Origin of the sequence: Ochrobactrum teleogrylli (genome assembly GCF_037482325.1) — a bacterium.
Taxonomy (GTDB): Bacteria; Pseudomonadota; Alphaproteobacteria; order Rhizobiales; family Rhizobiaceae; genus Brucella; species Brucella teleogrylli.
On sequence record NZ_JBBHKQ010000001.1, the window covers coordinates 3,648,679 to 3,673,176 of the forward strand.

The following is a 24,498-nucleotide window of genomic DNA, read 5'->3' on the forward strand; positions in this document are numbered from 1 at the left end:
CCTGTGCGCGATGGCATTCGGAAAACCTGCGGCATCGCATGAAGCAACCGGACGGTTCTTCGGATGGGCAGGCAACAGGGTTTGGAGCGTCGAGGTCAGCATCCGGAGGGATGCGGGGCGCTCTATCGGGAGTGAGCGATGAATGTAGCCAATCCTGTCCCGCTTGAGGAGCAGGGCGGCCAGCTGAATGCGGCTGGCAAACCTATTCTTGAAATGCGCGGCATCAGCAAATCCTTCGGGGTCGTGAAGGCGTTGAGCGACGTCAATTTCACGGTCATGCCGGGGGAAATTCACGCATTTGTCGGCGAAAACGGCGCTGGCAAATCCACACTCATGAAGGTGCTGTCGGGCGTTTATCCCCATGGCAGCTATGAAGGCTCGATTTTCTTCGACGGGGAAGAACGACAGTTTCGCGACATCAACGATTCCGAAGCGCTCGGCATTGTCATCATCCATCAGGAACTGGCGCTGATCCCGCTGATGTCGATTGCGGAGAATATTTTTCTGGTCAATCCACCGGCGAGCCATGGCGTCATCGACCGCAGTGCGGTGCATATGCGCACGCGGGAACTTTTGAAAAAGGTTGGCTTGTCGGAATCGCCCGACACGCTGATCACCGATATCGGCGTCGGCAAGCAGCAGCTGGTGGAAATCGCCAAGGCGCTGTCGAAGCGCGTACGCTTGCTGATCCTCGACGAGCCGACGGCCAGCCTGAACGAGACCGACAGTGCAGCGCTTCTGACGCTCCTGAAAGAGTTTCGCGCGCAGGGCATCACGTCGATCCTGATTTCGCACAAGCTCAATGAAATTCGCGAAGTCGCCGACAAGATCACCGTGCTGCGCGACGGCAAAGCCGTGGCGACGCTCGATTGTCATGCAGGCGAGGTCGAGGAAGACGATATCATCCGCAAGATGGTCGATCGTGATCTGGAAAGTCGCTATCCGAAGCGCGAGCCGAAGATCGGCGATGTGATTATGGAGGTCGACAACTGGTCGGTCTATCATCCGCTGCATCCGGAGCGCCATTCGGTCAAGAACGTATCGTTCCAGGTCAAGGCGGGCGAAATCGTGGGCATTGCAGGCCTGATGGGCGCGGGCCGCACCGAATTCGCCATGAGCCTATTCGGGCGCTCCTGGGGCACGAATATCACCGGCGAGGCCCGCATCAATGGCAAGGCTGCGGATATTTCCACGGTGGCGCGGGCGATCAAGTCCGGGCTTGCCTATGTGACCGAGGATCGCAAGAAGCTCGGCCTCGTACTGGGCGAAAACATTTCGCGCAACATCTCGCTGGCCAATCTGCGCGGTGTCAGCCCGAAGGGCGTCATCGACGATATTCGCGAAATGAAGGTTGCCGGTGATTATCGCAATCAGATGAGCATCCGCAGCCACAACGTCTTTCAGCAGACCGGCACGCTTTCGGGCGGCAATCAGCAGAAGGTCGTGCTATCGAAATGGCTGTTCACCGGGCCGGATGTGCTGATCCTCGATGAACCGACGCGTGGCATCGATGTCGGCGCGAAATACGACATTTACACCATCATCAATTCACTGGCGGAGAGCGGCAAGGGCGTGGTCGTCATTTCTTCAGAAATGCCGGAACTGATCGGCATCTGCGACCGCATCGTCGTCATGCATGAAGGCGCTTTCGTCGGCGAAGTCGCCGGCGAGGAAGCCACGCAGGAAAATATCATGCGCGCCATCATGCGGAACAAGGGAAAACAGCAATGAGCGAGACTATCATCGGAAGCAACCAGACCAGCAGCGTGGGGCGTTATCTCAAGAACAATCTGCGCGAATCCGGGATGCTGCTCTCGCTCGTCGCGATCATGATCTTCTTCCAGATCGTCACCGGCGGCGTGCTGATGAAGCCGCTGAACCTGACCAATCTGGTGTTGCAGAACAGCTATATCGTCATCATGGCGCTCGGCATGCTGCTGATCATCGTCACCGGCCATATCGACCTGTCGGTCGGTTCGGTTTGCGGTTTCATCGGCGCGCTGGCGGCGGTGATGATGGTGAAATGGGGTATCCCGTTCCCCATTGCCGCCATTCTCTGCCTGCTGGCAGGCGGTATCATCGGCGCATTGCAGGGGTTCTGGGTCGCCTATTTCAACATACCGTCCTTCATCGTGACGCTGGCGGGCATGCTGGTCTTCAAGGGCCTGATGCTGGCCGTGCTCGGCGGCCAGTCGGTCGGCCCGTTCCCGGTCGTGTTTCAGAAACTTTCGTCGGGCTTTATTCCTGAAATCATCGGCACCACGGCAGGCGGCGTCTATCTCACCTCGCTCGTCATCGGTGTGCTTTTGGCCGGTTTCATGATCTGGCAGAATGTGAAATCGCGTCAGCGCCACATCGCCCATGAAGTCGAAACAGAACCGTTCAGCCTGTTCGTCATCAAGAACATCCTGTTCTTCGCGGCCATTGCCTATCTGTCGCTCTTGATTTCGATGCATCGCGGCTTGCCGAACGTGCTGATCATCATGGCGGTGCTGATTGCAGCCTATGCGTTCCTCACCAACCGCACGGTGATCGGTCGCCAAATCTATGCGGTCGGCGGCAACCGCCACGCGGCCAAGCTGTCCGGCGTGAAGACCGAACGGCTGACCTTCCTTGCTTTCGTCAATATGGGCGTACTGGCTGCTCTCGCCGGTCTGGTTTTCGCAGCGCGTCTCAATACGGCGACGCCGAAGGCAGGCATCGGTTTCGAGCTGGACGTGATCGCGGCCTGCTTCATCGGCGGCGCATCGGCCTATGGCGGCGTCGGTCGCGTGACGGGTGCGGTGATCGGCGCGCTGATCATGGGCGTGATGAACAACGGCATGTCGATCCTCGGCATTGGTATCGACTATCAGCAGGTCATCAAGGGTATCGTGCTGCTGGGTGCCGTCTGCATCGACGTCTACAACCAGAAGCGTTGATATTTCGGCTCTGGCGGCCTGCAAATGGCGTTGTTTTGCGCTTCCGGTGCTCACGTACCTTTAAGTACGCTGCGCGCCGGTTCTCAAACTCCACCATTTTCGGCTCGCCATAACCAAAATACGCCTGATGTTTCGCCTTTGCGGGGGCTGGCGAAGCTCGAAACCGCGCCGGAAGCAATTCCGGCGCGGTTTTGTTTTGAGCGCGACGCATGTCCCTCATCCTGAGGAGGGAGGGAAAATGGGTGCGTCACAACTCAGATCGCGGTGCGGCGTGCGTGGTTGAGATAGATCTCGCGCAGGCGCTGGGCGACCGGGCCGGGCTTGCCGGTGCCGATAGTCTTCTCGTCGATCACGGTGATCGGCGTGACGAAAGTACCTGCGCTGGTGAGAAAAGCTTCCTTGGCCGCATAGGCTTCATCGATGGTGAAGAGGCGCTCTTCCAGTTTCATGCCGGTCTCGGCGATCAGTTGCAACAGCGACAGGCGCGTGCAGCCGGGCAGGATGGCATTGCTGTTGGGGCGTGTGACGACGACATCATCCTCGGTCACGATATAGGCGGTGGACGATGCGCCTTCGGTGACATAGCCGTCCTCGATCATCCAGGCTTCGTCGCAACCGGCATTTTTGGCGATTTCCTTGGCGAGCGCTTGCGGCAGCAGGCACACCGTCTTGATATCGCGGCGCTTCCAGCGCAGGTCGCCCAGCGAGAGTACGCGCGCGCCGGTTTTCAGCGCAGGCTTGTCGAGCAGATTGGCTTCCTGCGTGAACAGAACCACGGACGGTTTGATGCCTTTGGCGGCCACGAAATCGCGGTCGCGACCATCGCCACGGGTGATCTGGAGATAGACCATGCCTTCAGTCAGATTGTTGCGGCGCACCAGTTCGCGCTCGATGGCGACGATTTCGTCTTCGCTCAACGGCATCGGAATGCCGATTTCGCCGGTGGAGCGGCGCAGGCGCGTCATATGCGGGCCGCTGTCGATCAGCTTGCCTTCCAGCACGGCGGTCACTTCATAAATGCCGTCGCCGAAGAGAAAACCCCGGTCGAAGATGGAAATGCGGGCATCGCGCGCGGCAACATAGTCACCGTTGACGTAGACAATACGGTTCTCGAGGTCTTCTGCTGAAACGGCCATTTGGGTTTGTCCTGAAAAGAAAGGGCCGCGACGAGTGTCGCAGCCCTTTCATAGAGCATTTCCAGCAAAAGTGCGAAGCGGTTTTGCGTAGGATAATGCGTGAAAACAAATGGATAGAGCAGTTCCGACGTTTCCGTTAAATAGAAACGGCTCTATCCAACTGATATTCTCAAGAAACCGTTATTTTCAGGCAGCCTGTCTGGCTGCTTCAATGGCTTCGCTGCGGATTTCTTCCGTCAGTTTCAGGCGCAGTTCGGAAAATTCCGGGCTTGCCTTGACGTGGTAGGAACGCGGATGCGCGATATCGACCGGCGTGATCGATTTGATCTTGCCCGGCCGCGCCGTCATCGTGACCACGCGCGTGGCCATGAAGATCGCCTCTTCAATATCGTGGGTGACGAAAAGCACTGTCTTCTGCTCGCGTTCCCAGATGCCGAGCAGCAATTCCTGCATCAGACCGCGCGTCTGGTTGTCGAGTGCGCCAAACGGCTCGTCGAGCAACAGGATTTTCGGATCATTGGCCAGCGCGCGGGCAATGGCTGTGCGCTGCTGCATGCCGCCCGAAAGCTGTTTCGGCCAGTGATTTTCAAAGCCGCGCAGCCCCACCTTGTCGATATAGCTATCGACGATTTCGCGGGCCTCTTTCTCAGGCGTACCCTTTTCGCGCAGGCCGAAGCTGACATTCTGGCGGATGGTGAGCCATGGAAACAGCGTATAGGACTGGAACACCATGCCGCGATCAGCACCCGGTCCGGTAACTGGCTTGCCTTCCAGCGTCACCGTGCCCGTCGTCGGCTTGTCGAGACCGGCGATGATGCGCAGAAGCGTGGACTTGCCGCAACCCGAAGGGCCGAGAATGGTGACGAAGTCGTTCTTCGGAATGATGAGATCGGTTGCCTGTAGCGCCAGCGTCGGCTTACCGCCGTGCACGCCGGGGAAGGTGCGGCTGACGCCCTTAACAACCAGTTCCTGATCGGTCTTGGCAGCCATTACGCGAACCTCCATGCAAAGAGCCAGCGGTTGAAATATTTGAAGGCGAGGTCGGAAATCAGGCCGATCACACCGATGACGATGATGCCGAAAATGATCTGGCCGGTGGCCATCAGCGCCTGACTGTTGATGATCATGTAGCCGATACCCGACGACGCGCCGATGAGTTCGGCGACGATCACATAGGTCCACGCCCAGCCCAGCACGAGGCGCAGCGTTTCGGCAATGTCCGGAGCGCTGGCAGGCATAAGCACACGGCGGATGATGCCGCTGTTCGATGCGCCAAGCGTATAGGCGGCCTCGACCAGATCGCGGCGGGTATTGGCGACGGTGACCGCGATCATGAGGATGATCTGGAACACCGCGCCGATGAAGATGACAAGCAGCTTTTGCGTTTCGCCGATGCCGGACCACAGGATCAAGAGCGGCACGAAAGCTGAAGCCGGCAGATAGCGCGCAAAGGAGACGAAAGGCTCCAGCAGCGCTTCGATGGGCTTATAGGCGCCCATGGCGACACCGAGCGGGATGGCCACGATGCTTGCAAGCACGAAGCCGCCCAGCACGCGCCAGACCGTCATGCCGATATCGGACAGGAAGCCCTGATTGGCAATGAGGTCATAGCCGTCTTTCATCATGGTGATGGGATCGGCGAGGAAGGTGGACGAGACGAAGCCGCCAAGCGTGGCGATGCCCCAGAACACAAAAAATAGAATGAAAAACAGGATGCCCAGTAAGATCCGGGTCGTGTTGCCTATCGGCTGCAAAGGCTGCATGACATTGTCCGTTCAGTCGCGCGCCCGTCTTCACAGGAAGACGGAAGGGGAGAGGTCGGTCCGGGCGTCGCCGCCCGGAACTGTTGCAGAAACCGATCTTACTTGATGAAGCTCGTATCCACGATGTCATCGAGGTTCGGCTTCGACTTGATCACGCCAGCCTGCAACAGCAGATCAGCCGCTTCGGCGGAGAATGCCTTGAAATCGCCTTCGAAGAACTTGTGATTGGCGGCCTTGTCCTGCCAGCGCAGATATTCGGCAGAAGCACCGAATTCCTTGCCCGACTGCTTCACGTCCTTGCCCATGATTTCATAGGCCTTGTCCTTGTCGGCAGCGATCAGCTCCAGCGCTTCGAAATAGCTGTCGGCAAGCGCCTTTGCAGCTTCCGGGTTCTTTTCGAGGAAGGCAGGCGTGCAGCCAACTGTATCCGTCACAGCCGGATAGTCGAGCGTGGTGGCGAGAATCTTGCCCTTGTCGGGCGCAGCGCGCACGGTCGAGAGATAAGGTTCATAGGTCATGGCCGCGTCGTTCTGGCCAGCCACGAATGCCTGTGCTGCCGGTCCCGGCTCCATGTTGACGACCTTCACATCCTTGGTGGTCATGCCGTTTTTGGCGAGCATGAAGGCCAGCAGGAAGTAAGGCGAGGTGCCCGGTGCGGAAGCGGCAATGGTCTTGCCCTTCAGATCGGCGAAGGAATTGACGTCGGCGCGCACGGCAATGCCGTCGGCACCGTAGGACTTGTCCATCTGAAAAATCTGCTTGGACTTCACGCCAGCCGCGTTCCAGACAATCCAGGTTTCAACGGTGGTGGCGGCGCACTGAATGTCACCCGATGCCAGCGCCAGATGGCGGCTTGCCTGCGGAATCTTGTTCAGCGTGACGTCCAGTCCGTGCTTCTTGAAAATGCCCGCTTCCTTGGCGAGCGTCAGCGGGCCGAAACCCGTCCAGCCCGAAAAGCCGATGGAAACGGCAGTCTCGGCCTGAGCGGCGGAAGCAAAAGCGAATGCTGCCAGTGCAACACCTGCAAACCACGATTTCTTCATGAATAGTACCCCTTTTATGTGTTTATAAGCCTATACATATCGATCCGAGCAAATTAGCAGGACCGTCCTTCCTGTCCAGAGATGCCGACAAAGATTTCTTTGCGGGCATTTCTGTTGGAAATTATTTAAACCCCTGATCCGATTGCAATAATCGTAATCAGGAACAGGTCTCCCTTACCCTTTATTTCGATAGCGCTCTCCGCAAGACCGTCTAGGACCACCGCATCATGGGAACCCAGATGCGTGAGCGCGGTATCGGACTTGAGTGCAAATTCTCCTTCTGCACAGAAAATAAGCAGCGTTTCGCCCGTGGCCCCGGTTTCCAATGTCGCCGCGGCTTCGTTGCCGGTGATGCGGCGGACGTGATGTGTATAGCGGCCACGCCGGGTCATGACATTGAGGTCGGTGATGACCGAGCCGATCAGCTGCGCCGACGACTGGCTGTCGGCAGCAAAGGCAAAGGGTTCGCTTTCGCGGGTGAGGGTGCTTTTGTGGCCTTCGACATCAAGCACAATGCCGTCGCCCTCGAGCACCGACAAGCTGCGGTCGATGCCGGGAAAGAGGGAAAACGGACCGTCATTTGCGACGCTCGCCATGGAGACGCGCCAGTCGAAATCATCGACGGACGCCCCTTGCGGGTGAATCGCGATCTCGACCGTCACGCCGCCGCCATTTTTCCACGGCATGCGGCGATGATTTTCAGCTTTTAGAAGAGCGACGGCCATTCGACCTCAGTTCCCCAGAATGCCGGGCAGGCGCAGGCCCTGCTTTTTCGCCCAGTCGAGCGCTTCTTCATAGCCCGCATCGGCATGGCGCATGACGCCAGTGGCCGGATCGTTCCACAAGACGCGCTCCAGACGGCGGTCCGCATCTTCCGTGCCGTCGCAGCAAATGACCATGCCCGCATGCTGGCTGAAGCCCATGCCGACGCCGCCGCCGTGATGCAGCGACACCCAGGTCGCGCCCGAAGCGGTGTTGAGGAGGGCGTTGAGCAGCGGCCAGTCGGATACGGCGTCCGAACCGTCCTTCATGGCTTCCGTTTCGCGGTTTGGCGAGGCGACGGAGCCGCTGTCGAGATGGTCGCGACCGATGACGATCGGCGCTTTCAGCTCGCCATTGCGGACCATTTCGTTAAAGGCGAGGCCGAGACGATGGCGGTCACCAAGGCCAACCCAGCAAATGCGCGCGGGCAATCCCTGAAAGGCGATGCGGTCACGCGCCATGTCCAGCCATTTGTGCAGGTGCTTGTTGTCGGGCAGCAGTTCCTTCACCTTGGCGTCGGTCTTGTAGATATCTTCCGGGTCACCGGAAAGGGCAGCCCAACGGAATGGGCCGACACCACGGCAGAACAGCGGGCGAATATAGGCAGGGACGAAGCCGGGGAAGGCAAAGGCATTTTCAAGGCCTTCTTCCAGTGCCATCTGACGAATATTGTTGCCATAGTCGAGGGTCGGAATGCCCATGTTCCAGAAGTCGACCATCGCCTGCACATGGAGTTTCATCGAAGCGCGCGCGGCCTTTTCGACGGCTTTCGGGTCGCTTTCCTGTTTCGCGCGCCATTCGGCGACGGTCCAGCCGAGCGGCAGATAGCCATGCACCGGGTCATGCGCGGAAGTCTGGTCGGTGACGATATCCGGCTTCACGCCACGCTTGACGAGTTCCGGGAATATTTCCGCCGCATTGCCGATCAGCGCGATGGACTTTGCCTCGCCTGCCTTGGTCCAGGCTTCGATCTTGGCCAGCGCCTCATCGAGGCTGTCGGTCTTTTCATCGACATAACGGGTGCGGAGGCGGAAATCGGCGCGGGTTTCGTCACATTCCACGGCGAGGCAGCAGGCGCCAGCCATGACCGCCGCTAAGGGCTGCGCGCCGCCCATGCCGCCAAGGCCGCCGGTCAGAATCCACTTGCCGGTGAGGTTGCCGCCAAAATGCTGGCGACCGGCTTCGACAAAGGTTTCGTACGTGCCCTGAACGATGCCCTGCGCGCCGATATAGATCCAAGAACCGGCGGTCATCTGGCCATACATGGCGAGACCCTTCTTATCCAGTTCGTTGAAATGATCCCAAGTTGCCCAATGCGGAACGAGGTTGGAATTGGCGATCAGAACACGCGGCGCATCCTTGTGGGTGCGGAAAACGCCGACCGGCTTGCCGGACTGTACCAGCAGGGTTTCGTCTTCATTGAGCGTCTTGAGGGTCGCGACGATGCGATCGAAATCGTCCCATGTGCGGGCCGCGCGGCCAATGCCGCCATAAACCACCAGCTCATGCGGACGCTCGGCCACATCGGGGTCGAGATTGTTCATCAGCATGCGCAGCGGCGCTTCGGTCAGCCAGCTCTTGGCGTTGAGTTCGTCGCCTCGTGGGCTGCGCACTTCGCGCTCATTATGGCGTGGGTTCGACATGGTGTTCTCCTCAGGATTTCAGGTCGTGCGCGAGCTTTTCCAGCCGCTGCAAAAGGGTTTTGAGATGGGCGCGCAGCCTGTCCGCCTTGGCCTCGTTATAGGCGAAGGGAACGGCTTCAGTCGCAAGATGGGTCGATTGGGCAAGCTCCATCTGGATGGCGTGGACGCCGGTTTCCGGCTTGCCGTAATGGCGTGTCGTCCAGCCGCCCTTGAAGCGGCCATTGAGGATCGACGTGTAACCTTCCGCCTCGCCGGTCACTTCGACGGCCGCCGCCTCGATCTTGGGATCGCAGGTCTTGCCCATATCCGTGCCGATGTTGAAATCGGGCAATTTGCCTTCAAACAGGAAGGGAATATGCGAGCGGATCGAATGGCAATCATAGAGGATGGCGACGCCGTGGATTGCCTTCACACGGCTGATCTCGGCGGCCAGCGCCGCGTGATAGGGGGCGTGAAAGCGGGCGACGCGGTCGGCAATGTCGGCTTCGGTCGGCGCTTCTCCATCCTTCCAGATCGACAGCCCGTCAAAGTCGGTTTCCGGGATCAGCGTGGTGGTGTTCTGCCCCGGATAGAGGCTCACACCTTCCGGGTCGCGATTGGCGTCGATGCAATAGCGGTGGAAGGTGGCGCGCACCATGGTCGCGCCGTCGATGAGACCGTCATAAAGCCTGTGAATATGCCAGTCGGTGTCGGCAAGAATTTTGCCATTGTCGTTGAGCCGCGCAAAAATATCTTGCGGCACATCGGTTCCGGTGTGTGGAAGGCCAAGAATGACGGGCGAAGTGCCCTGACGAACTTCGAACGGGCTCATGATCACGCCTCCAGCGCTGGCAGGATGCCGTCCGAAACCGCCCCGGCAAGCGCACCGTCAGCCACCAGATCGGCGGCATTCTTCAGGTCGTCGGCCATATAGCGGTCGTCATCCAGTGTCGGCACGCGCCCGCGCAACACGGCGATGACCTTGGCCAGTTCCGGGCTGGTGGTCAGCGGCTCGCGCAGCTCGACGCCGAGTGCGCCGGTCAGCGCCTCGATGCCGATAATGGCATTGAGATTGGCCGTCATCTGCAACAGGCGGCGCGCACCGTGGCAGGCCATGGACACATGGTCTTCCTGATTGGCCGAGGTCGGCGTGGAATCGACCGACGCCGGATGCGCCATCTGCTTGTTTTCGCTCATCAGCGCGGCAGAGGTGACTTCGGCGATCATGAGGCCGGAATTGAGGCCCGGCTTGCGGGCGAGGAAGGCCGGAAGGCCAAACGACAGCGCCGGATCGACCAGTAGCGCGATACGGCGCTGGGCGATAGCGCCGATTTCGCAGACGGCAAGCGCAATCTGGTCGGCGGCGAAGGCAACCGGTTCAGCGTGGAAATTGCCGCCCGATACGGCGCGTCCGTCCGAGAGAACGAGCGGATTGTCGGTAACCGCATTGGCTTCGATTTCCAGCGTGCGGGCTGCCTGCCGCAGAATGTCGAGGCAGGCACCATCGACCTGCGGCTGGCAGCGGATGCAATAGGGGTCCTGCACGCGCTGGTCGCCTTCAAGATGGCTCTGGCGAATGACGGATCCATCGAGCAGGGCGCGCAATGCACGGCCAGCATCGATCTGTCCCTTATGACCGCGAAGCGTGTGGATTTCCTCGTGGAACGGCGCATCCGATCCCATGGCCGCATCGGTGGACAATGCGCCGGTGATCAGTGCCGTCTGCGTGGCACGATGGGCGCGGAACAGACCCGCCAGCGCCAGGGCAGTCGAAGTCTGCGTGCCGTTGATCAGCGCCAACCCTTCCTTGGCGGCAAGCACGACAGGCTTCAGACCGGCCTTTTCCAGTGCCTTTGCGCCGGAGAGGCGCTCGCCCTGATAGAAGGCTTCACCTTCGCCGATCATGGCCGCCGTCATATGCGCCAGCGGGGCAAGGTCGCCTGAAGCGCCGACGGAACCCTTTTCCGGGATCATCGGGATCACGCCTTTTTCCAGCATGTCTTCGAGAAGCGTGATGATTTCAAGTCGCACGCCGGACGCGCCGCGACCGAGCGAAATCAGCTTCAGTGCCATGATGAGGCGTACGATATTTTCCGGCAAAGCGTCGCCGACACCGCAGCAATGCGATAGGATCAGGTTGCGCTGAAGCGTGGCGACATCGCCCGCCGCAATGCGGATCGAGGCGAGTTTTCCAAAGCCGGTATTGATGCCGTAAACAGGTTCGTCACCGGCTGCGATTTCGGCAATGCGCGCAGCCGCCTTTTCGACACGGGCATGAAAGGCGGGGTCAATGCGCACGGGAACCGCAACGCGATAGATGGTTTCCAGCGTTTCAAGCGGGACAGAACCAGGCTTGAGGATGATGGTCATGACAGGCTCCGTTGCGGATAGTTAGATATGGCCCTTGAAAACCCGCTTCCACAGCGGGTTGAAGCCGATGCGATAAACGAGTTCGGCGGGCCGCTCGACGCTCCAAATGGCAAGATCGGCATCCTTGCCAATGGCAAGCGTTCCGGTCTGGTCGAGAATGCCGAGCGCCCGTGCGGCCTCGCGGGTGACACCCGCGATGCATTCATCCACCGTCATGCGAAACAGCGTCGCGCCCATATTCATGGTGAGCAGCAGCGAGGTCAGCGGCGATGTGCCCGGATTGTTGTCGGTGGCGAGCGCCATCCTGGTGCCGGCGGCGCGGAAGGCTTCGACTGGCGGCTTTTGCGTTTCGCGGATGAAGTAGTAAGCGCCGGGAAGCAGCACGGCGACCGTTCCGGCCTTGGCCATGGCGGCGGCACCATCCGCATCGGTATATTCGAGATGATCGGCGGAAAGCGCACCATAGGATGCGGCAAGGGCTGCGCCATGAAGATTGGAAAGCTGGTCGGCGTGAAGCTTGACCGGAATGCCATGCGCCTTGGCCGCATCAAACACACGGGCGATTTCATCCGGCAGAAAGGCGATGCCTTCGCAGAAACCATCCACCGCATCGGCCAGTTGTTCAGCTGCGATGGCGGGCAGCATATCGTTGATGACGCGGTCGATATAAGCGGCCTTGTCGCCGTTCATTTCCGGCGGCAAGGCATGGGCGCCAAGGAACGTGGTGCGGATTGCAACGTCGCGTTCTGCACCCAGCCGACGGGCGGCTTTCAGCGACTTGATTTCGCTGTCGCGGTCGAGACCGTAACCGGACTTGACTTCAACCGTGGTGGCGCCTTCGGCGATCAGCGCATCGAGACGGGGCAGGGTTTCACGCACCAGATCGTCTTCGCTGGCCGCGCGCAGGTTCTTGACCGATGAAACAATGCCACCACCGGCGCGGGCAACTTCTTCATAGGAAGCGCCCTGCAAGCGCAGCTCGAATTCATGCGCGCGATTTCCGGCATGGACGAGGTGCGTGTGACAATCGACGAGCCCCGGCGTGATCAGCCGGTTTTCGCAATCGATTCTCTCATAAGACGCATAGTCTTCGGGCAGAGCGGACTGCGGGCCGACATAGGCGATCTTGCCGTCCTTAACGGCAAGCGCTGCATTCTCGATGAGGCCAAGGCCGTCCGCGTCTTCCTCCAGCGTCGCAATCCGCGCATTGATAAAAACGATGCCTGAATTCTTGAGCATGAGCGTTTTCTCGCTTCCCCTGTTTTTTGATAATGTATATACATATCAGAGGCGCAGCCAAGAGAAAAAATGCGCGGGAACATTCGAGGAGTTAATTTTCATGTCAGCAGCCAAGTCTGAACAGCGTTTCATCCATGCCGGTCAGGCGCTTCTCGATAATGGCTGGGCTGAGAATGTTCGCATTGGCATTGCCGGTGGAAAGATCACCTCGTTGGAGGCGGATAAAGCGGCAGGAGCTGGGGACGAGCGCCACGCGGCGATCATCGCAGGCGTGCCGAACCTGCACAGCCACGCTTTCCAGTACGGAATGGCGGGGCTTGCCGAAAGGCGCGGGCCGTCTGCCGATTCGTTCTGGAGCTGGCGCGAGATCATGTACAAATTCGCGCTCACCATGTCGCCCGAACAGGCCGAAGCGGTGGCGTTGCGACTTTATGTCGATATGCTGGAAGCTGGATTTACCCGCGTCGGCGAATTTCATTATCTGCATCACGACCGCGACGGAACGCCTTACGCCAATCTCTCCGAGATGGCCGACCGCATTGTGGCTGCTGCCAGCGCGGTGGGCATCGGCCTGACGCTGCTTCCGGTTTTCTATGCGCATTCGGGTTTCGGCGGCAGCGCGCCCAATGAAGGCCAGCGCCGTTTCATCAATGATCCGGACCACTTTGCGCGACTGATCGAAGGCTGCAGCCGAGCGCTGGCCAATTTCGACGGCGCAGTTTTGGGCGTTGCGCCACACAGCCTGCGCGCCGTAACGCCGGATGAACTGGACGTCGTGACGAAGCTTTTGCCCGATGCGCCGGTGCATATCCATGTGGCCGAACAGGTGAAGGAAGTGGAGGATTGCATTGCCTGGGCGGGCAAGCGTCCTGTCGAGTGGCTTCTCGATAATCAGGAGTTGTCCTCGCGCTGGTGCCTCATCCATGCGACCCATATGACCGACGATGAAACCCGGCGCATGGCCGCAGCCGGTGCTATTGCCGGTCTTTGCCCGGTGACGGAAGCCAATCTCGGCGACGGAACCTTCAATGCGACGGTTTTTGCGGAAGCAGGCGGCAAGTTTGGCGTCGGTTCGGATTCCAATGTGCTGATCGGTATTGGCGACGAGTTGCGGCAGCTTGAATATTCGCAGCGCCTCCAACATTGCGCCCGCAATGTGCTGGCCGAAAGCGAAGCCTCCACGGGGCGCGCCTTGTTCGAAGGCGCGGTGCGCGGCGGCAACATCGCGATGGGTCGCGCCGATGACGGGTTGAAGCTTGGCGCGTCGGCGGATTTTGTCGCGCTGGATATGGCGCGGCTGCCCCATGCCAAGGGCGATGCCGTGCTGGATGGCTGGATTTTTGCCGGTCGAGCGCAGGTCAGTGACGTGTGGGTACGCGGCGTGAAACAGGTGGAGGGCGGTCGTCACCGCTTGCGGGATCAGGCCGAGCGTGCTTTTCAGAAAACGATTGGCGAATTGCTCGGCTGAAGAAATTCCTGCAAAAGTGGGAAACAAAGGGGGAATAGCATGGCGGATGACGGTTCAGCGGCAAAAGACGGCCCGGTGCTTTCACTGCATCAGCGTATTTTGGACGATATTGAATCGCGCATCCTGTCTGGAGAGTGGGCGCCGGGGCACCGTATTCCGTTCGAACATGAACTGACCGAGCAATATGGCTGCTCGCGCATGACGGTCAACAAGGCGCTGACTCAGCTTGCCAAGGCCGGTCTGATCGAGCGCAAGCGCAAATCGGGCAGCTTCGTTTCGTTTCCTCGTTCGCAGGCCGCCATTCTTGAAATTCATGATATTCGCGATGAGGTGGCTGCACTCGGTGCGCCCTACCGGTTCGAGCTGCTCAAGCGCTGGGACCGTCTGAGCGGGCCAGCGGACGCGCAGAAGATCGATATTCCGCGCCACACGCAGATCATCGATCTGGTCTGCCGTCATCACGCCGGGCAGCGGGTGTTTGCGCTGGAAGAACGCATCATCAATCTGGCCGCCGTGCCGGATGCGGCGGGGGCGGATTTTTCCGAACACTCGCCCGGTCCATGGCTCGTGGCCTGCGTGCCGTGGAGTAGCGCCCAGCACTCCATTCGCGCCATTGCCGCTTCTCCGGAAAATGCCGCATTGCTCGATATTGCGCCGGGCTCGCCCTGTCTGGTGATCGAACGCCAGACCTGGAATGCCGATCTGCCGGTGACGCATGTGCGCTTCACCTATCCCGGCGACAGCCACGCGCTGGTGGCCAGATTCACGCCGTCGCAAGGGTAATTCCAAAAAGAAAAAAGCCGCCGCAGTGGGAGCGGCGGCCAAGAGGCGGCGTGATCGGGGTGGCGATCACACCGCGCGTTTCACTATGCCTTAAGCGGCGCGCTTCAGGGCGTCGCGGATGACCGAAACGATCGTGTCGATCTGTTCCTTTTCCACGATCAGCGGCGGCGACAATGCAATCACATCGCCGGTGACGCGGATCAGCAGACCCTTCTTGAAGCAATCCACGAAGACGTCATAGGCGCGTGCGCCCGGTGCGTCCTTGCGCGACGACAATTCGATGGCGCCGACCAGACCAAGATTGCGGATGTCGGTGACATTCGGCGCATCCTTCAGCGAATGCAGCGCTTCCTGCCAATGATCGGCAAGCTGGGCACCACGGGTCAGCAGGCCTTCCTCGGCATAGATTTCCAGCGTTGCGAGACCAGCAGCGGAAGCGACCGGATGGCCGGAATAGGTGTAGCCGTGGAAAAGCTCGATTGCGTTTTCCGGGCCGGTCATCAGGCCGTCATGGACCTTGCGGCTCGCAAAGACCGCGCCCATTGGAATAGCGCCGTTGGTCAGGCCCTTGGCGGTGGTGACGAGATCGGGAATGACGCCGAAATAATCGACCGCGAACGGGGTGCCGAGACGACCGAAACCGGTGATGACCTCATCGAAGATCAGCAGGATGCCGTGCTTGTCGGCGGTGGCGCGGATGCGTTCCAGGTAGCCCTTCGGCGGCAATATGACGCCAGCGGAACCGGACATGGGTTCGACGATGACGGCGGCAATCTTTTCAGCGCCGTGTAGTTGGACCAGACGTTCCAGATCGTCGGCCAGTTCGATGCCATGCGCCGGCAAGCCCTTCGAGAAGGCATTGCGCTCGATATCCAGCGTGTGGCGCATATGGTCGGCGGGAATCTGCGGGAAAACGCGGCGGTTGTTGACCAGACCGCCAACCGAAATGCCGCCGAAACCAACGCCGTGATAGCCTTTTTCGCGACCCAGAACCATGGTGCGGGTGCCCTGACCGATGGCGCGCTGATAGGCGATGGCGATCTTCAGTGCGGTATCGACCGATTCCGAACCGGAATTGGTGAAGAATACGCGATCAAGCTGCGCAGCCGGACCACCCGGCGCAATCGCGGCGAGTTTTTCGGCAAAGTCGAAAGCAACATTGTGGCCCATCTGGAAGGTCGGCGCGAAGTCCATCGTGGAAATCTGGCGCTCAACGGCTTCAGTGATCCGCTTGCGGCCATGACCGGCATTGCAGCACCAAAGACCTGCCGTACCGTCGAGAACCTGATTGCCGTCGGTGTCGGTGTAATACATACCCGAAGCGCTGGCGAGCAGGCGCGGCGCGGCCTTGAACTGCCGATTTGCGGTGAACGGCATCCAGAAGTTTTCAAGGCTGGGCGCGTTGGTTTTGGTGAGCATGGGAACCTCCTATTTTCAGGCAGGAGGACACGCTTTCTTGAAGGCAACAAGCCCTTTTCTTCAAGGATTTAAGCTGTTGATTTTATGAGGATGGTTTCAGAAAATTATGCTATATCGAACATGATAAACACAAAGGGGAATGCCCGATGAGCATCGATATCGGCGGAAGGTTACGCTATGTGCGCATGCGGCAGAATCTGTCGCAACGCGAGCTTGCAAAAAGGGCTGGTGTGACCAACTCGACCGTGTCGCTGATCGAGGCCAACCAGTCCAATCCGTCGGTCGGCGCTCTCAAGCGTATTCTCGATGGTATTCCCATCGGCATGGCCGAGTTTTTCGCGCTGGAGCCGGATACGCCGCACAAGGTATTCTATCAGGCGGAAGAGCTGGTGGAAATCGGCAAAGGTCCCATTTCCTACCGGCAGGTGGGCGACCATCTGTTTGCGCGCTCGTTGCAGATATTGAAGGAGCGGTATGAACCAGGCTCCGATACGGGCAAGGTGCTGCTGATGCATGAGGGCGAGGAGGGCGGTATCGTCATATCGGGCCGCATCGAAGTGACGGTGGGCAGCGACCGGCGCATATTGGGACCGGGCGACGCCTATTATTTTTCCTCAAAACTGCCGCATCGCTTTCGCTGTATCGGACCGACAGCCTGCGAGGTGGTCAGCGCCTGCACGCCGCCGAGTTTCTGACGGCGCGCAGGCGGGTCTTTTAGTTGTAGCGCGAGATACCGAGATCGTCGGCGCGGATGTCGGGCTTATTGCCGCTGACCAGATCGGCCAGAAGCTTGCCCGAGCCGCAGGACATGGTCCAGCCCAGCGTACCGTGACCGGCATTGATGAACACATTGTCGTAGCGGGTTCCGCCGATGATCGGCGTGGAATCCGGTGTCATCGGGCGCAGGCCCGACCAGAAGGTCGCGGCCTTGAGGTCGCCCCCGGGGAACAGATCGCTGACCGACAGGTCGAGCGTGGCGCGGCGCGCTGCCGGAAGGTCTTTGGTGAAGCCGGACACTTCGGCCATGCCGCCGACACGGATACGGTCGCCGAGGCGCGTGATGGCGATCTTGTAGCTTTCGTCCAGAACCGTCGAGACCGGTGCGCGGCTTTCGTCGATGATCGGTGCGGTGATCGAATAGCCCTTCACCGGATAGATCGGCGCGTTGAGACCCAGCGACTTGACGAGCGCGGGCGTATAGCTGCCGAGCGCGACCACATAGCGGTCGGCTGTCAGAATACCGTCTGACGTTTCCACGCCGGAAACGCGCCCGCCGGATAGAACCAGCGACTTGATATTCACGCCGAAGCGGAATTTTACGCCCATGCCTTCGGCAATCTTGGCCAGCGCATTGGTGAATTTGAAGCAGTCGCCGGTTTCATCATGCGGCAGGCGCAGGCCGCCGACGAACTTGTCCTTCACGCGGGCTAGCGCCGGTTCGATTTTCGCGCAGTCGTCGCGGTCGAGCACTTCGAACGGCACGCCGTCCTGACGCAGCACCTCGATATCCTTGCCGATGCCGTCGAGCTGGTATTGCTCGCGGAAAAGCTGCAACGTGCCCTGCATACGCTGGTCATATTCAATGCCGGTATCCTTGCGCAGCTCTACAAGTACATCGCGGCTATATTCTGCCACGCGCACCATGCGGGTCTTGTTGACCTTGTAACGGCTGTCCGTGCAGTTGGCGAGCATCTGCATCAGCCACACATACTGCTTGGGATCGGAAGTCGGGCGAATGACGAGCGGCGCATGTTTCTGGAACAGCCACTTTGCTGCCTTCATCGGAATGCCGGGCGCGCCCCATGGCGAGGCATAACCGGGCGAAACCTGACCGGCATTGGCGAAGCTGGTTTCCAACGCCGGACCTTCCTCGCGGTCGATGACCGTCACTTCATGGCCGAGCTTGGCCAGATAGTAAGCCGTTGTGACGCCAATAACGCCGCTGCCGAGTACGGTAATCTGCATGTTCGCCTCTTATTGTTATGTGTTTTGGCTCGACAGCGCACTATCCACGTAGATACGAGCATAGCGATGACCGAGCGCAGTCAGAATTTCATAAGGGATCGTGTCGCATTGGCTGGCCACGTCTTCCAGCCGCTGGTGCGGGCCGATCAGTTCCACGAGGCTACCGAGCTTGAGCGTGCCTTCCGCCAGCGCGCTGACATCGAGCGTGATGGAATCCATCGAAACGCGCCCGACGATGGGCAGCCGGGTGTCGCCGTAAAAGGCCGAACCCTTGTTGCTGAGCGCGCGGAACCAGCCATCGGCATAGCCCACCGCAATGGTGGCGATCCGCATGGGCGCTTGTGCGATATAGGTGCCGCCATAACCGATGGCCGCGCCCTTATCCACGTCGCGCACCTGAATGACGCGGGCCGACAGTGTCAGCACCGGCACGATAGCGCTTTTGGGGCCGACGCCATAAAGCGCGACACCGGGGCGGGCGAGGTCGAAATAATAGGCTTTGTCGAGAAAGCTGCCGCCCGAATTGGCGAAGGCCACCGGCAGCTTCGGCAGCCGAGCCAGAGCGGCGCGCATGGTCGCAAGCTGGCTTGCATTGGCCGGATTTTCCGGTTCGTCGCCGCTCGCCAGATGGCTGATGATGAAGCGCACCTCGATGCCGTCGAGCAGCGAAAGATTGTCCGCCAGCCGGTCTAGCTCTTTGGCCGAAAGGCCGAGGCGCGACATGCCGGTATCGACCTGCAAAAGTGCTGGCAGTTTCTTGCCGCTGCTGGCCGCGAGTCTGGCCCAGTTTTCCACCTGTTCCAGCGAGTTGAGCACCGGCACGATGCCTTCGCGGGCGCAGGCAGCTTCCGTTCCGGGCTGCAAGCCGTTCAGGACATAAAGTGTGGCGTCAGGGTTCAGGGCAGGCCGCAGCGCGATTGCTTCGCTCAGATGCGCTACGAAGAAATCGCGGCAACCCGCTTCATAAAAGGCAGGCGCAACGCGATGCGCGCCAAGGCCATAGGCATCGGCTTTGACGACCGCCGCCGCACGGGTCGGCGCGATATGCCGCGCAACGGCGGAATAATTGTGCCGCAAGGCCGCAAGGTCGATGGTCAACACGCCGCCCGCGGCGAGATCGCTTTGCTCTTTCGAAAAATGCATCGACATTTCAACCATATCCATTGCGCAACGGTCATTGCCCTTATCCGCCGAATGCGTTGCCGCATTCCGCCAGGGTATCGAAATATATTAATCGAAGACTATTCGAATGTTTTTGCTATCTGTCGCAGATTATGCGAATTTTGGCACATCTTGCGCACGTTTTAGCTTTTCATTCGAAGAATCTGCATGGCCACACTCGACAGTATAGACCGCAACATCATTCGCTGCCTGCGCCGCGACGGGCGCATGACCAACAGTCAGCTTGCCGCCGAGGTGGGGCTGTCACAATCCGCCTGTCTGCGGCGGGTGCAGATTTTGGAAGAGGGCGGTGTCATCCGTGGCTATACGGCCATTGTGGGTTCATCGGGTGGTGACGAACGGCTGGTCGCAATCGTGCGCATCACGCTCGACCGGCAGACGGAAGAATATCTCAACCGCTTTGAAGAGGCGGTGCGCCGTCACCCGGAAGTGCAGGAATGCTATCTGATGACGGGGGATGCAGATTATATTCTGCGCGTTGAAGCCGAGAATGCGGCGGCTTACGAGATCATTCACAAGGAAATCCTGTCGCGCTTGCCGGGCGTGGCGCGCATCCATTCCAGCTTCGCCATTCGCACGGTGCTGCTTTCGAAAGCGCCGTCATCGCGGGCGTAAAAAGCAAAAGCCCGGCATTGCCGGGCGTTTTCAACGCATGTGCTGATCAATGTAGCTGCCACGCATCCCCCCTCATCCTGAGGAGCCTCTCCTGAGCTTGTCGAAGGAGAGGCTCCTCAGGGTGAGGGAAGAAGAGGCGTGGTCGTTTAAAAATTGACCGAGTGCAGGACCGATGCGTCAATGGTGTTGATATCGCGCTTGCCGCACAGCGCCATGGTGACGTCGAGTTCCTTGCGGATGATTTCGAGCGCCAGCGTGACGCCTTCCTTTCCCATGGCGCCGAGGCCATAGAGGAAAGGGCGACCGATGAAGACGCCCTGAGCGCCAAGCGCGCGGGCCTTCAGCACGTCCTGACCGGAGCGGATGCCTCCATCGACATGCACTTCGATCTGATCGCCAACGGCATCGACAATCGGCTTCAGCATGGAGATGGACGACGGCGCGCCGTCGAGCTGGCGACCGCCATGGTTGGACACGATGATGGCATCGGCGCCGGTCTTGGCGGCCATCTTCGCGTCTTCCACATCAAGGATGCCCTTGAGGATCAGCTTGCCGCCCCATTGTTCCTTGATCCAGGCCACGTCGTTCCAGTTCATCTGCGGGTCGAACTGTTCTGCCGTCCAGGAGGACAGCGAGGACAGATCGGTCACGTTCTTGGCGTGGCCGGCAATGTTACGGAAGGTGCGGCGTTGCGTACCCATCATGCCCATGCACCAGCCCGGACGGGTCGCCATCTGCCAGATATGCTTCGGGGTGAACTTCGGCGGGGCGGACAGGCCGTTGCGGATATCCTTGTGGCGCTGGCCGAGAATTTGCAGATCGAGTGTCAGCACCAGAGCCGAGCAGCCTGCGGCCTTGGCGCGACCGATCAGGTTCTTCACGAAGTCGCGGTCCTTCATCACATAAAGCTGGAACCAGAACGGCTTCTTCGTCACCGAGGCAACATCCTCGATGGAGCAGATGCTCATGGTGGAAAGCGTGAAGGGCACGCCGAAAGCTTCCGCAGCCTGTGCGGCCAGCATTTCGCCATCGGCATGCTGCATGCCGGTAAGGCCTGTCGGCGCAAGCGCGACCGGCATGGCCACATCCTGACCGATCATGGTCGTTGCCAGCGAACGGTTGGTCATGTCGACCAGCACGCGCTGGCGCAGCTTGATCTTCTTGAAGTCGTCCTCGTTGGCACGATAGGTCGACTCAGTCCAGGCGCCCGAATCCGCATAATCGAAGAACATTTTCGGGACGCGGCGCTGGGCGAGCCGCTTCAGATCGGCGATTTCAACGATGTTGGACATTACTCTTGCCCCTTGTGGTAAGTTTTCTTGACCAATCGCATGAAGGATCGCGCGACCGAAATCAAGTGCGAAGCTACAAAACACCGACATCAATTGGTCGTCAATTGAAGGGAGCGGCAATTCTGCTTATGCTATTTGCTTCATGGTATGCGTTCGCAGTGCAGCAAGGATTTCGAGATGAGCAAGGATGGCAAGGGTTCCAAAACCGGTTTCATCGGCAAAAGCTCAAGTGCTGCCGGTGGCTGGGGCGCTCTGAAAAGCTGCGGCAAGCAGTTGCTTGCCAGCGGCGCGCCTCTGACGGGCGCCCGTGCCTTGCTCAAGGCCAACCAGCCCGATGGTTTCGACTGCCCCGGTTGTGCATGGGGCGATCCGGAACATGGCTCATCCTTCGAATTCTGCGAAAACGGCGTCAAGGCGGTGGCATGGGAGGCGACCGACCGGCGCACCACACCCGCCTTTTTCCGCGAGCATACGGTTTCGCAATTGCGCAACTGGACCGATTACGATCTGGAAAACACTGGTCGTCTGACGCATCCGCTACGCTACAATGCGGCGACTGACAAATATGAGGCCGTCGAATGGGATGCTGCGCTCGCCCGCATCGGCGAGCTTCTGCGCGCCTTCGACAACCCCAATCGGGTTGAGTTCTATACGTCGGGTCGAGCCTCCAACGAGGCCGCCTTTCTCTATCAGCTTTTCGTGCGGTCCTATGGCACCAATAATTTCCCTGACTGCTCCAATATGTGCCACGAAGCGAGCGGCGTGGCGCTGAAGCAGTCGGTCGGCGTCGGCAAGGGCACGGTGCTGCTGGAAGATTTCGAACAAGCCGATGCGATTTTTGTCGTCGGGCAAAACCCCGGCACCAATCATCCGCGTATGCTGGGCGATCTTCGCCGCGCTGCCGAACGCGGCGCGCGCATCGTTGTGTTCAATCCGATCCGCGAGCGCGGGCTGGAGCGTTTTGCCGATCCGCAAAACAAGCTTGAAATGCTGCATGGCGGCAGCGAAGCGATAGCCAGCGATTATTTCCAGCCACGTCTGGGCGGCGATCTGGCGGCGTTTCGCGGCATGGCGAAGGCAGTGTTCGCAGCCGATGACGCGGCGCTCGCCGCAGGTGAGCCGTCCATTCTCGACCGGGAATTTCTGAGCGCCCATACCGCCGAGCTCGAAGCCTATCGCACTGCCGTGGATGCGACGACGTGGGAGGAGATCGAGGATCAGTCCGGTCTGTTGCGGCAATCGCTGGAGCGGGCGGCAGAGATTTATATGCAGGCGGAAAAGGTCATCTGCACCTGGGCCATGGGCGTGACCCAGCATCGCCATTCGGTGATCACCATCCGCGAGATCACCAATTTCATGCTGTTGCGCGGCAATATTGGCAGGCCCGGCGCTGGCCTTTGCCCGGTGCGCGGCCATTCCAATGTGCAGGGCGACCGCACGGTCGGCATCAACGAAAATCCGCCGCAGGCATTTCTCGATGCGCTGGAAAAGGAATTCGGTTTCGATGTGCCGCGTGAGCCGGGCCATAACGTCATCGGCGCCATTGGCGCCATGCTGGACGGAACGGCACAGGCCTTTATCGGGCTTGGCGGCAATTTTGCCCGCGCGACGCCAGACAGCCCGATCATCGCGAAAGCACTGTCGAGCCAGCGTCTGACCGTGCATATCGCAACCAAGCTCAATCATTCGCATCTGGTGCCGGGGCAGGAATCCTTCATTCTGCCGTGTCTCGGACGCACCGAAATCGACCTGAATTCCAAGGGCGTGGCGCAGATCGTCACGGTTGAGGATTCCATGAGCATGGTGCACGGATCGGGCGGCATCAATTCGCCAGCCTCGCCGCATTTGCGTTCGGAAGTGGCGATCATTGCGGGCATGGCCAATGCGACGCTCGGTCCAAAGCCCGTCAACTGGCTGGAAATGGCTGATGATTACGACCTGATCCGCGACCGCATTGCGCGGGTGCTGCCAGATTTCTACGATTTTAACAAGCGTGTGCGTGTGCCGCGCGGTTTCCATCTGCGCAATACGGCGCGTGAACTGGAATGGAATACGACGAACGGCAAGGCCACGTTCTGGACCGGCGCGCTGCCGGAGGCCATCGAGCATCAGCAGGCGCGGGGCAAGCCGGGCCGCTATGTGTTGCAGACCTTCCGCAGCCATGACCAGTACAACACGACCATCTACGGCATGGATGACCGTTATCGCGGTGTCTATGGCGAGCGGCAAGTCGTGTTCATGAACCCGCTCGACATGGCGGATATCGGTGTCGAGGCGGGTGACCGCGCCGATATTGTCGGTGAATTCATCGATGGTCTGGAACGGGTCGCGCGCGATTTCCGTTTCGTGCCCTATGATATTCCGCGCGGCTGCATCGCTGGCTATTATCCGGAAATGAATGTGCTGGTGCCGCTTGGCAGCTCCGGCGACGAGAGTTTCACGCCGACCTCGAAATCGGTGATCGTTTCGTTCCGACCGGTACAGCCCGTCGCCGCTTGATGGATGAAACTGCTGCCGACTATATGGCGCTGGTCGAAAGGCTCGTTGCCACGTCCGAAAATCTTTCACCATTTGGCGCGGGCGTCATCGCCGCACTGGCGCTGGGCGTTGCCGCCGACAGCCGGACTTTTGCCCGGGTGCTGGGGATCGAGCATGCTTTGGTGCTGCGTGAGGTGAATCTGCTGGGCGCAGACGGCGGTTATATCCGGATTACGCAACGAGACCCGCGAACCCAGCGCACACGCTACGAACTCAGCCCTGTTGGTCGGCAGCTGGTTGATAAAATCTAGAACCAATCCGCTTCCAATTTAAACAGTTCCTTTGGTTGCGTCCTACCGTACGCGCTCTTGTTGCATCCAAGCGCTGGCAAAATAGCCAGCGGGAATGGGCGCTTGCGTATTTCATAAAAACATCACTTG

General features: G+C 59.7%; 21 protein-coding genes. 8 read left to right on the plus strand and 13 right to left on the minus strand.

Annotated features, from left to right (window positions below):
- Nucleotides 1-138: 138 nt before the first annotated feature.
- Both mmsA and mmsB read left to right on the plus strand, forming a co-directional pair.
- The gene (mmsA, locus tag WIX40_RS17095; RefSeq protein WP_339440807.1) at nucleotides 139-1,731 is read left to right on the plus strand and encodes a multiple monosaccharide ABC transporter ATP-binding protein; all 1,593 of its coding nucleotides are present in this window, start codon (nucleotides 139-141) and stop codon (nucleotides 1,729-1,731) included.
- Complete coding sequence (gene mmsB, locus WIX40_RS17100) at nucleotides 1,728-2,921, plus strand: multiple monosaccharide ABC transporter permease (RefSeq protein ID WP_339440809.1); 1,194 nt, start codon at nucleotides 1,728-1,730, stop codon at nucleotides 2,919-2,921. The genes mmsA and mmsB overlap by 4 nt, the downstream gene beginning before the upstream one ends.
- A gap of 254 nt (nucleotides 2,922-3,175) precedes the next feature.
- Here the strand turns inward: mmsB and WIX40_RS17105 are convergent, their stop codons facing one another.
- From WIX40_RS17105 to hutI, 9 genes are all read right to left on the minus strand, one after another.
- Entirely contained in the window at nucleotides 3,176-4,057 is an 882-nt protein-coding gene (locus tag WIX40_RS17105; protein WP_171318459.1) for a D-amino-acid transaminase, read from the minus strand.
- Nucleotides 4,058-4,243: 186 nt separating this feature from the next.
- On the minus strand, nucleotides 4,244-5,047 hold the full coding sequence (locus WIX40_RS17110) for an ABC transporter ATP-binding protein (protein WP_171318460.1): 804 nt from the start codon (nucleotides 5,045-5,047) through the stop codon (nucleotides 4,244-4,246).
- Nucleotides 5,047-5,820 carry an ABC transporter permease gene (locus tag WIX40_RS17115; RefSeq protein WP_109369583.1) on the minus strand — a complete coding sequence of 258 codons (774 nt, stop codon included), beginning with the start codon at nucleotides 5,818-5,820 and terminating at the stop codon, nucleotides 5,047-5,049. Before WIX40_RS17115 ends, WIX40_RS17110 begins: the two co-directional genes overlap by 1 nt.
- A 98-nt stretch (nucleotides 5,821-5,918) precedes the next feature.
- Nucleotides 5,919-6,863, minus strand: coding sequence for an ABC transporter substrate-binding protein (locus WIX40_RS17120; protein WP_109369582.1), 945 nt, complete (start codon nucleotides 6,861-6,863; stop codon nucleotides 5,919-5,921).
- A gap of 125 nt (nucleotides 6,864-6,988) precedes the next feature.
- Nucleotides 6,989-7,588 (minus strand): HutD/Ves family protein, encoded by a 600-nt coding sequence (locus WIX40_RS17125; RefSeq protein ID WP_339440811.1) that lies wholly within the window; start codon nucleotides 7,586-7,588, stop codon nucleotides 6,989-6,991.
- Nucleotides 7,589-7,594: 6 nt separating this feature from the next.
- Nucleotides 7,595-9,268, minus strand: coding sequence for a urocanate hydratase (hutU, locus tag WIX40_RS17130; protein ID WP_339440812.1), 1,674 nt, complete (start codon nucleotides 9,266-9,268; stop codon nucleotides 7,595-7,597).
- A 10-nt stretch (nucleotides 9,269-9,278) separates the two neighbouring features.
- A complete protein-coding gene (gene hutG, locus WIX40_RS17135) occupies nucleotides 9,279-10,079 on the minus strand; it encodes an N-formylglutamate deformylase (RefSeq protein WP_339440813.1) in 801 nt (266 codons plus the stop codon).
- A 2-nt stretch (nucleotides 10,080-10,081) separates the two neighbouring features.
- Nucleotides 10,082-11,617, minus strand: coding sequence for a histidine ammonia-lyase (hutH, locus tag WIX40_RS17140; RefSeq protein WP_339440815.1), 1,536 nt, complete (start codon nucleotides 11,615-11,617; stop codon nucleotides 10,082-10,084).
- Nucleotides 11,618-11,638: 21 nt separating this feature from the next.
- Complete coding sequence (gene hutI / locus WIX40_RS17145; protein ID WP_339440817.1) at nucleotides 11,639-12,856, minus strand: imidazolonepropionase; 1,218 nt, start codon at nucleotides 12,854-12,856, stop codon at nucleotides 11,639-11,641.
- Nucleotides 12,857-12,956: 100 nt separating this feature from the next.
- Between hutI and WIX40_RS17150 the strand changes: the two genes are divergently transcribed.
- A complete protein-coding gene (locus WIX40_RS17150; RefSeq protein WP_339440819.1) occupies nucleotides 12,957-14,324 on the plus strand; it encodes a formimidoylglutamate deiminase in 1,368 nt (455 codons plus the stop codon).
- Between the two features lie 39 nt (nucleotides 14,325-14,363).
- Nucleotides 14,364-15,107: a histidine utilization transcriptional repressor HutC gene (gene hutC / locus WIX40_RS17155; RefSeq protein WP_109369575.1), complete on the plus strand. Its 744-nt coding sequence runs from the start codon at nucleotides 14,364-14,366 to the stop codon at nucleotides 15,105-15,107.
- A gap of 90 nt (nucleotides 15,108-15,197) precedes the next feature.
- Here the strand turns inward: hutC and aptA are convergent, their stop codons facing one another.
- Nucleotides 15,198-16,526 (minus strand): omega-aminotransferase AptA, encoded by a 1,329-nt coding sequence (aptA, locus tag WIX40_RS17160; protein ID WP_109369574.1) that lies wholly within the window; start codon nucleotides 16,524-16,526, stop codon nucleotides 15,198-15,200.
- Nucleotides 16,527-16,672: 146 nt separating this feature from the next.
- On the opposite strand from aptA, the gene WIX40_RS17165 reads away from it, so the two are divergent.
- Nucleotides 16,673-17,221 carry a type II toxin-antitoxin system RelB family anti-toxin gene (locus WIX40_RS17165; protein ID WP_339440822.1) on the plus strand — a complete coding sequence of 183 codons (549 nt, stop codon included), beginning with the start codon at nucleotides 16,673-16,675 and terminating at the stop codon, nucleotides 17,219-17,221.
- Between the two features lie 19 nt (nucleotides 17,222-17,240).
- On the opposite strand, the gene WIX40_RS17170 is transcribed toward WIX40_RS17165, so the two are convergent.
- Both WIX40_RS17170 and alr read right to left on the minus strand, forming a co-directional pair.
- Nucleotides 17,241-18,491: a D-amino acid dehydrogenase gene (locus WIX40_RS17170; RefSeq protein WP_171318470.1), complete on the minus strand. Its 1,251-nt coding sequence runs from the start codon at nucleotides 18,489-18,491 to the stop codon at nucleotides 17,241-17,243.
- Nucleotides 18,492-18,506: 15 nt separating this feature from the next.
- Complete coding sequence (gene alr / locus WIX40_RS17175; RefSeq protein WP_339441075.1) at nucleotides 18,507-19,649, minus strand: alanine racemase; 1,143 nt, start codon at nucleotides 19,647-19,649, stop codon at nucleotides 18,507-18,509.
- Nucleotides 19,650-19,820: 171 nt separating this feature from the next.
- On the opposite strand from alr, the gene WIX40_RS17180 reads away from it, so the two are divergent.
- Nucleotides 19,821-20,288: an Lrp/AsnC family transcriptional regulator gene (locus WIX40_RS17180; RefSeq protein ID WP_078338830.1), complete on the plus strand. Its 468-nt coding sequence runs from the start codon at nucleotides 19,821-19,823 to the stop codon at nucleotides 20,286-20,288.
- A 146-nt stretch (nucleotides 20,289-20,434) separates the two neighbouring features.
- Here the strand turns inward: WIX40_RS17180 and WIX40_RS17185 are convergent, their stop codons facing one another.
- Nucleotides 20,435-21,580: an alpha-hydroxy acid oxidase gene (locus WIX40_RS17185; protein ID WP_339440824.1), complete on the minus strand. Its 1,146-nt coding sequence runs from the start codon at nucleotides 21,578-21,580 to the stop codon at nucleotides 20,435-20,437.
- A gap of 177 nt (nucleotides 21,581-21,757) precedes the next feature.
- On the opposite strand from WIX40_RS17185, the gene WIX40_RS17190 reads away from it, so the two are divergent.
- Nucleotides 21,758-24,079, plus strand: coding sequence for an FdhF/YdeP family oxidoreductase (locus WIX40_RS17190; protein ID WP_121536654.1), 2,322 nt, complete (start codon nucleotides 21,758-21,760; stop codon nucleotides 24,077-24,079).
- A complete protein-coding gene (locus WIX40_RS17195; RefSeq protein WP_371830892.1) occupies nucleotides 24,079-24,369 on the plus strand; it encodes a hypothetical protein in 291 nt (96 codons plus the stop codon). The genes WIX40_RS17190 and WIX40_RS17195 overlap by 1 nt, the downstream gene beginning before the upstream one ends.
- The last annotated feature ends 129 nt before the right edge of the window (nucleotides 24,370-24,498 follow it).

Excerpts from the sequence above, each read along its gene's own strand:
- mmsA (WP_339440807.1), top strand. The coding sequence starts at position 139 with ATGAATGTAGCCAATCCTGTCCCGCTTGAGGAGCAGGGCGGCCAGCTG.
- mmsB (WP_339440809.1), top strand. The coding sequence starts at position 1,728 with ATGAGCGAGACTATCATCGGAAGCAACCAGACCAGCAGCGTGGGGCGT.
- WIX40_RS17105 (WP_171318459.1), bottom strand. The coding sequence starts at position 4,057 with ATGGCCGTTTCAGCAGAAGACCTCGAGAACCGTATTGTCTACGTCAAC.
- WIX40_RS17110 (WP_171318460.1), bottom strand. The coding sequence starts at position 5,047 with ATGGCTGCCAAGACCGATCAGGAACTGGTTGTTAAGGGCGTCAGCCGC.
- WIX40_RS17115 (WP_109369583.1), bottom strand. The coding sequence starts at position 5,820 with ATGCAGCCTTTGCAGCCGATAGGCAACACGACCCGGATCTTACTGGGC.
- WIX40_RS17120 (WP_109369582.1), bottom strand. The coding sequence starts at position 6,863 with ATGAAGAAATCGTGGTTTGCAGGTGTTGCACTGGCAGCATTCGCTTTT.
- WIX40_RS17125 (WP_339440811.1), bottom strand. The coding sequence starts at position 7,588 with ATGGCCGTCGCTCTTCTAAAAGCTGAAAATCATCGCCGCATGCCGTGG.
- hutU (WP_339440812.1), bottom strand. The coding sequence starts at position 9,268 with ATGTCGAACCCACGCCATAATGAGCGCGAAGTGCGCAGCCCACGAGGC.
- hutG (WP_339440813.1), bottom strand. The coding sequence starts at position 10,079 with ATGAGCCCGTTCGAAGTTCGTCAGGGCACTTCGCCCGTCATTCTTGGC.
- hutH (WP_339440815.1), bottom strand. The coding sequence starts at position 11,617 with ATGACCATCATCCTCAAGCCTGGTTCTGTCCCGCTTGAAACGCTGGAA.
- hutI (WP_339440817.1), bottom strand. The coding sequence starts at position 12,856 with ATGCTCAAGAATTCAGGCATCGTTTTTATCAATGCGCGGATTGCGACG.
- WIX40_RS17150 (WP_339440819.1), top strand. The coding sequence starts at position 12,957 with ATGTCAGCAGCCAAGTCTGAACAGCGTTTCATCCATGCCGGTCAGGCG.
- hutC (WP_109369575.1), top strand. The coding sequence starts at position 14,364 with ATGGCGGATGACGGTTCAGCGGCAAAAGACGGCCCGGTGCTTTCACTG.
- aptA (WP_109369574.1), bottom strand. The coding sequence starts at position 16,526 with ATGCTCACCAAAACCAACGCGCCCAGCCTTGAAAACTTCTGGATGCCG.
- WIX40_RS17165 (WP_339440822.1), top strand. The coding sequence starts at position 16,673 with ATGAGCATCGATATCGGCGGAAGGTTACGCTATGTGCGCATGCGGCAG.
- WIX40_RS17170 (WP_171318470.1), bottom strand. The coding sequence starts at position 18,491 with ATGCAGATTACCGTACTCGGCAGCGGCGTTATTGGCGTCACAACGGCT.
- alr (WP_339441075.1), bottom strand. The coding sequence starts at position 19,649 with ATGGTTGAAATGTCGATGCATTTTTCGAAAGAGCAAAGCGATCTCGCC.
- WIX40_RS17180 (WP_078338830.1), top strand. The coding sequence starts at position 19,821 with ATGGCCACACTCGACAGTATAGACCGCAACATCATTCGCTGCCTGCGC.
- WIX40_RS17185 (WP_339440824.1), bottom strand. The coding sequence starts at position 21,580 with ATGTCCAACATCGTTGAAATCGCCGATCTGAAGCGGCTCGCCCAGCGC.
- WIX40_RS17190 (WP_121536654.1), top strand. The coding sequence starts at position 21,758 with ATGAGCAAGGATGGCAAGGGTTCCAAAACCGGTTTCATCGGCAAAAGC.
- WIX40_RS17195 (WP_371830892.1), top strand. The coding sequence starts at position 24,079 with ATGGATGAAACTGCTGCCGACTATATGGCGCTGGTCGAAAGGCTCGTT.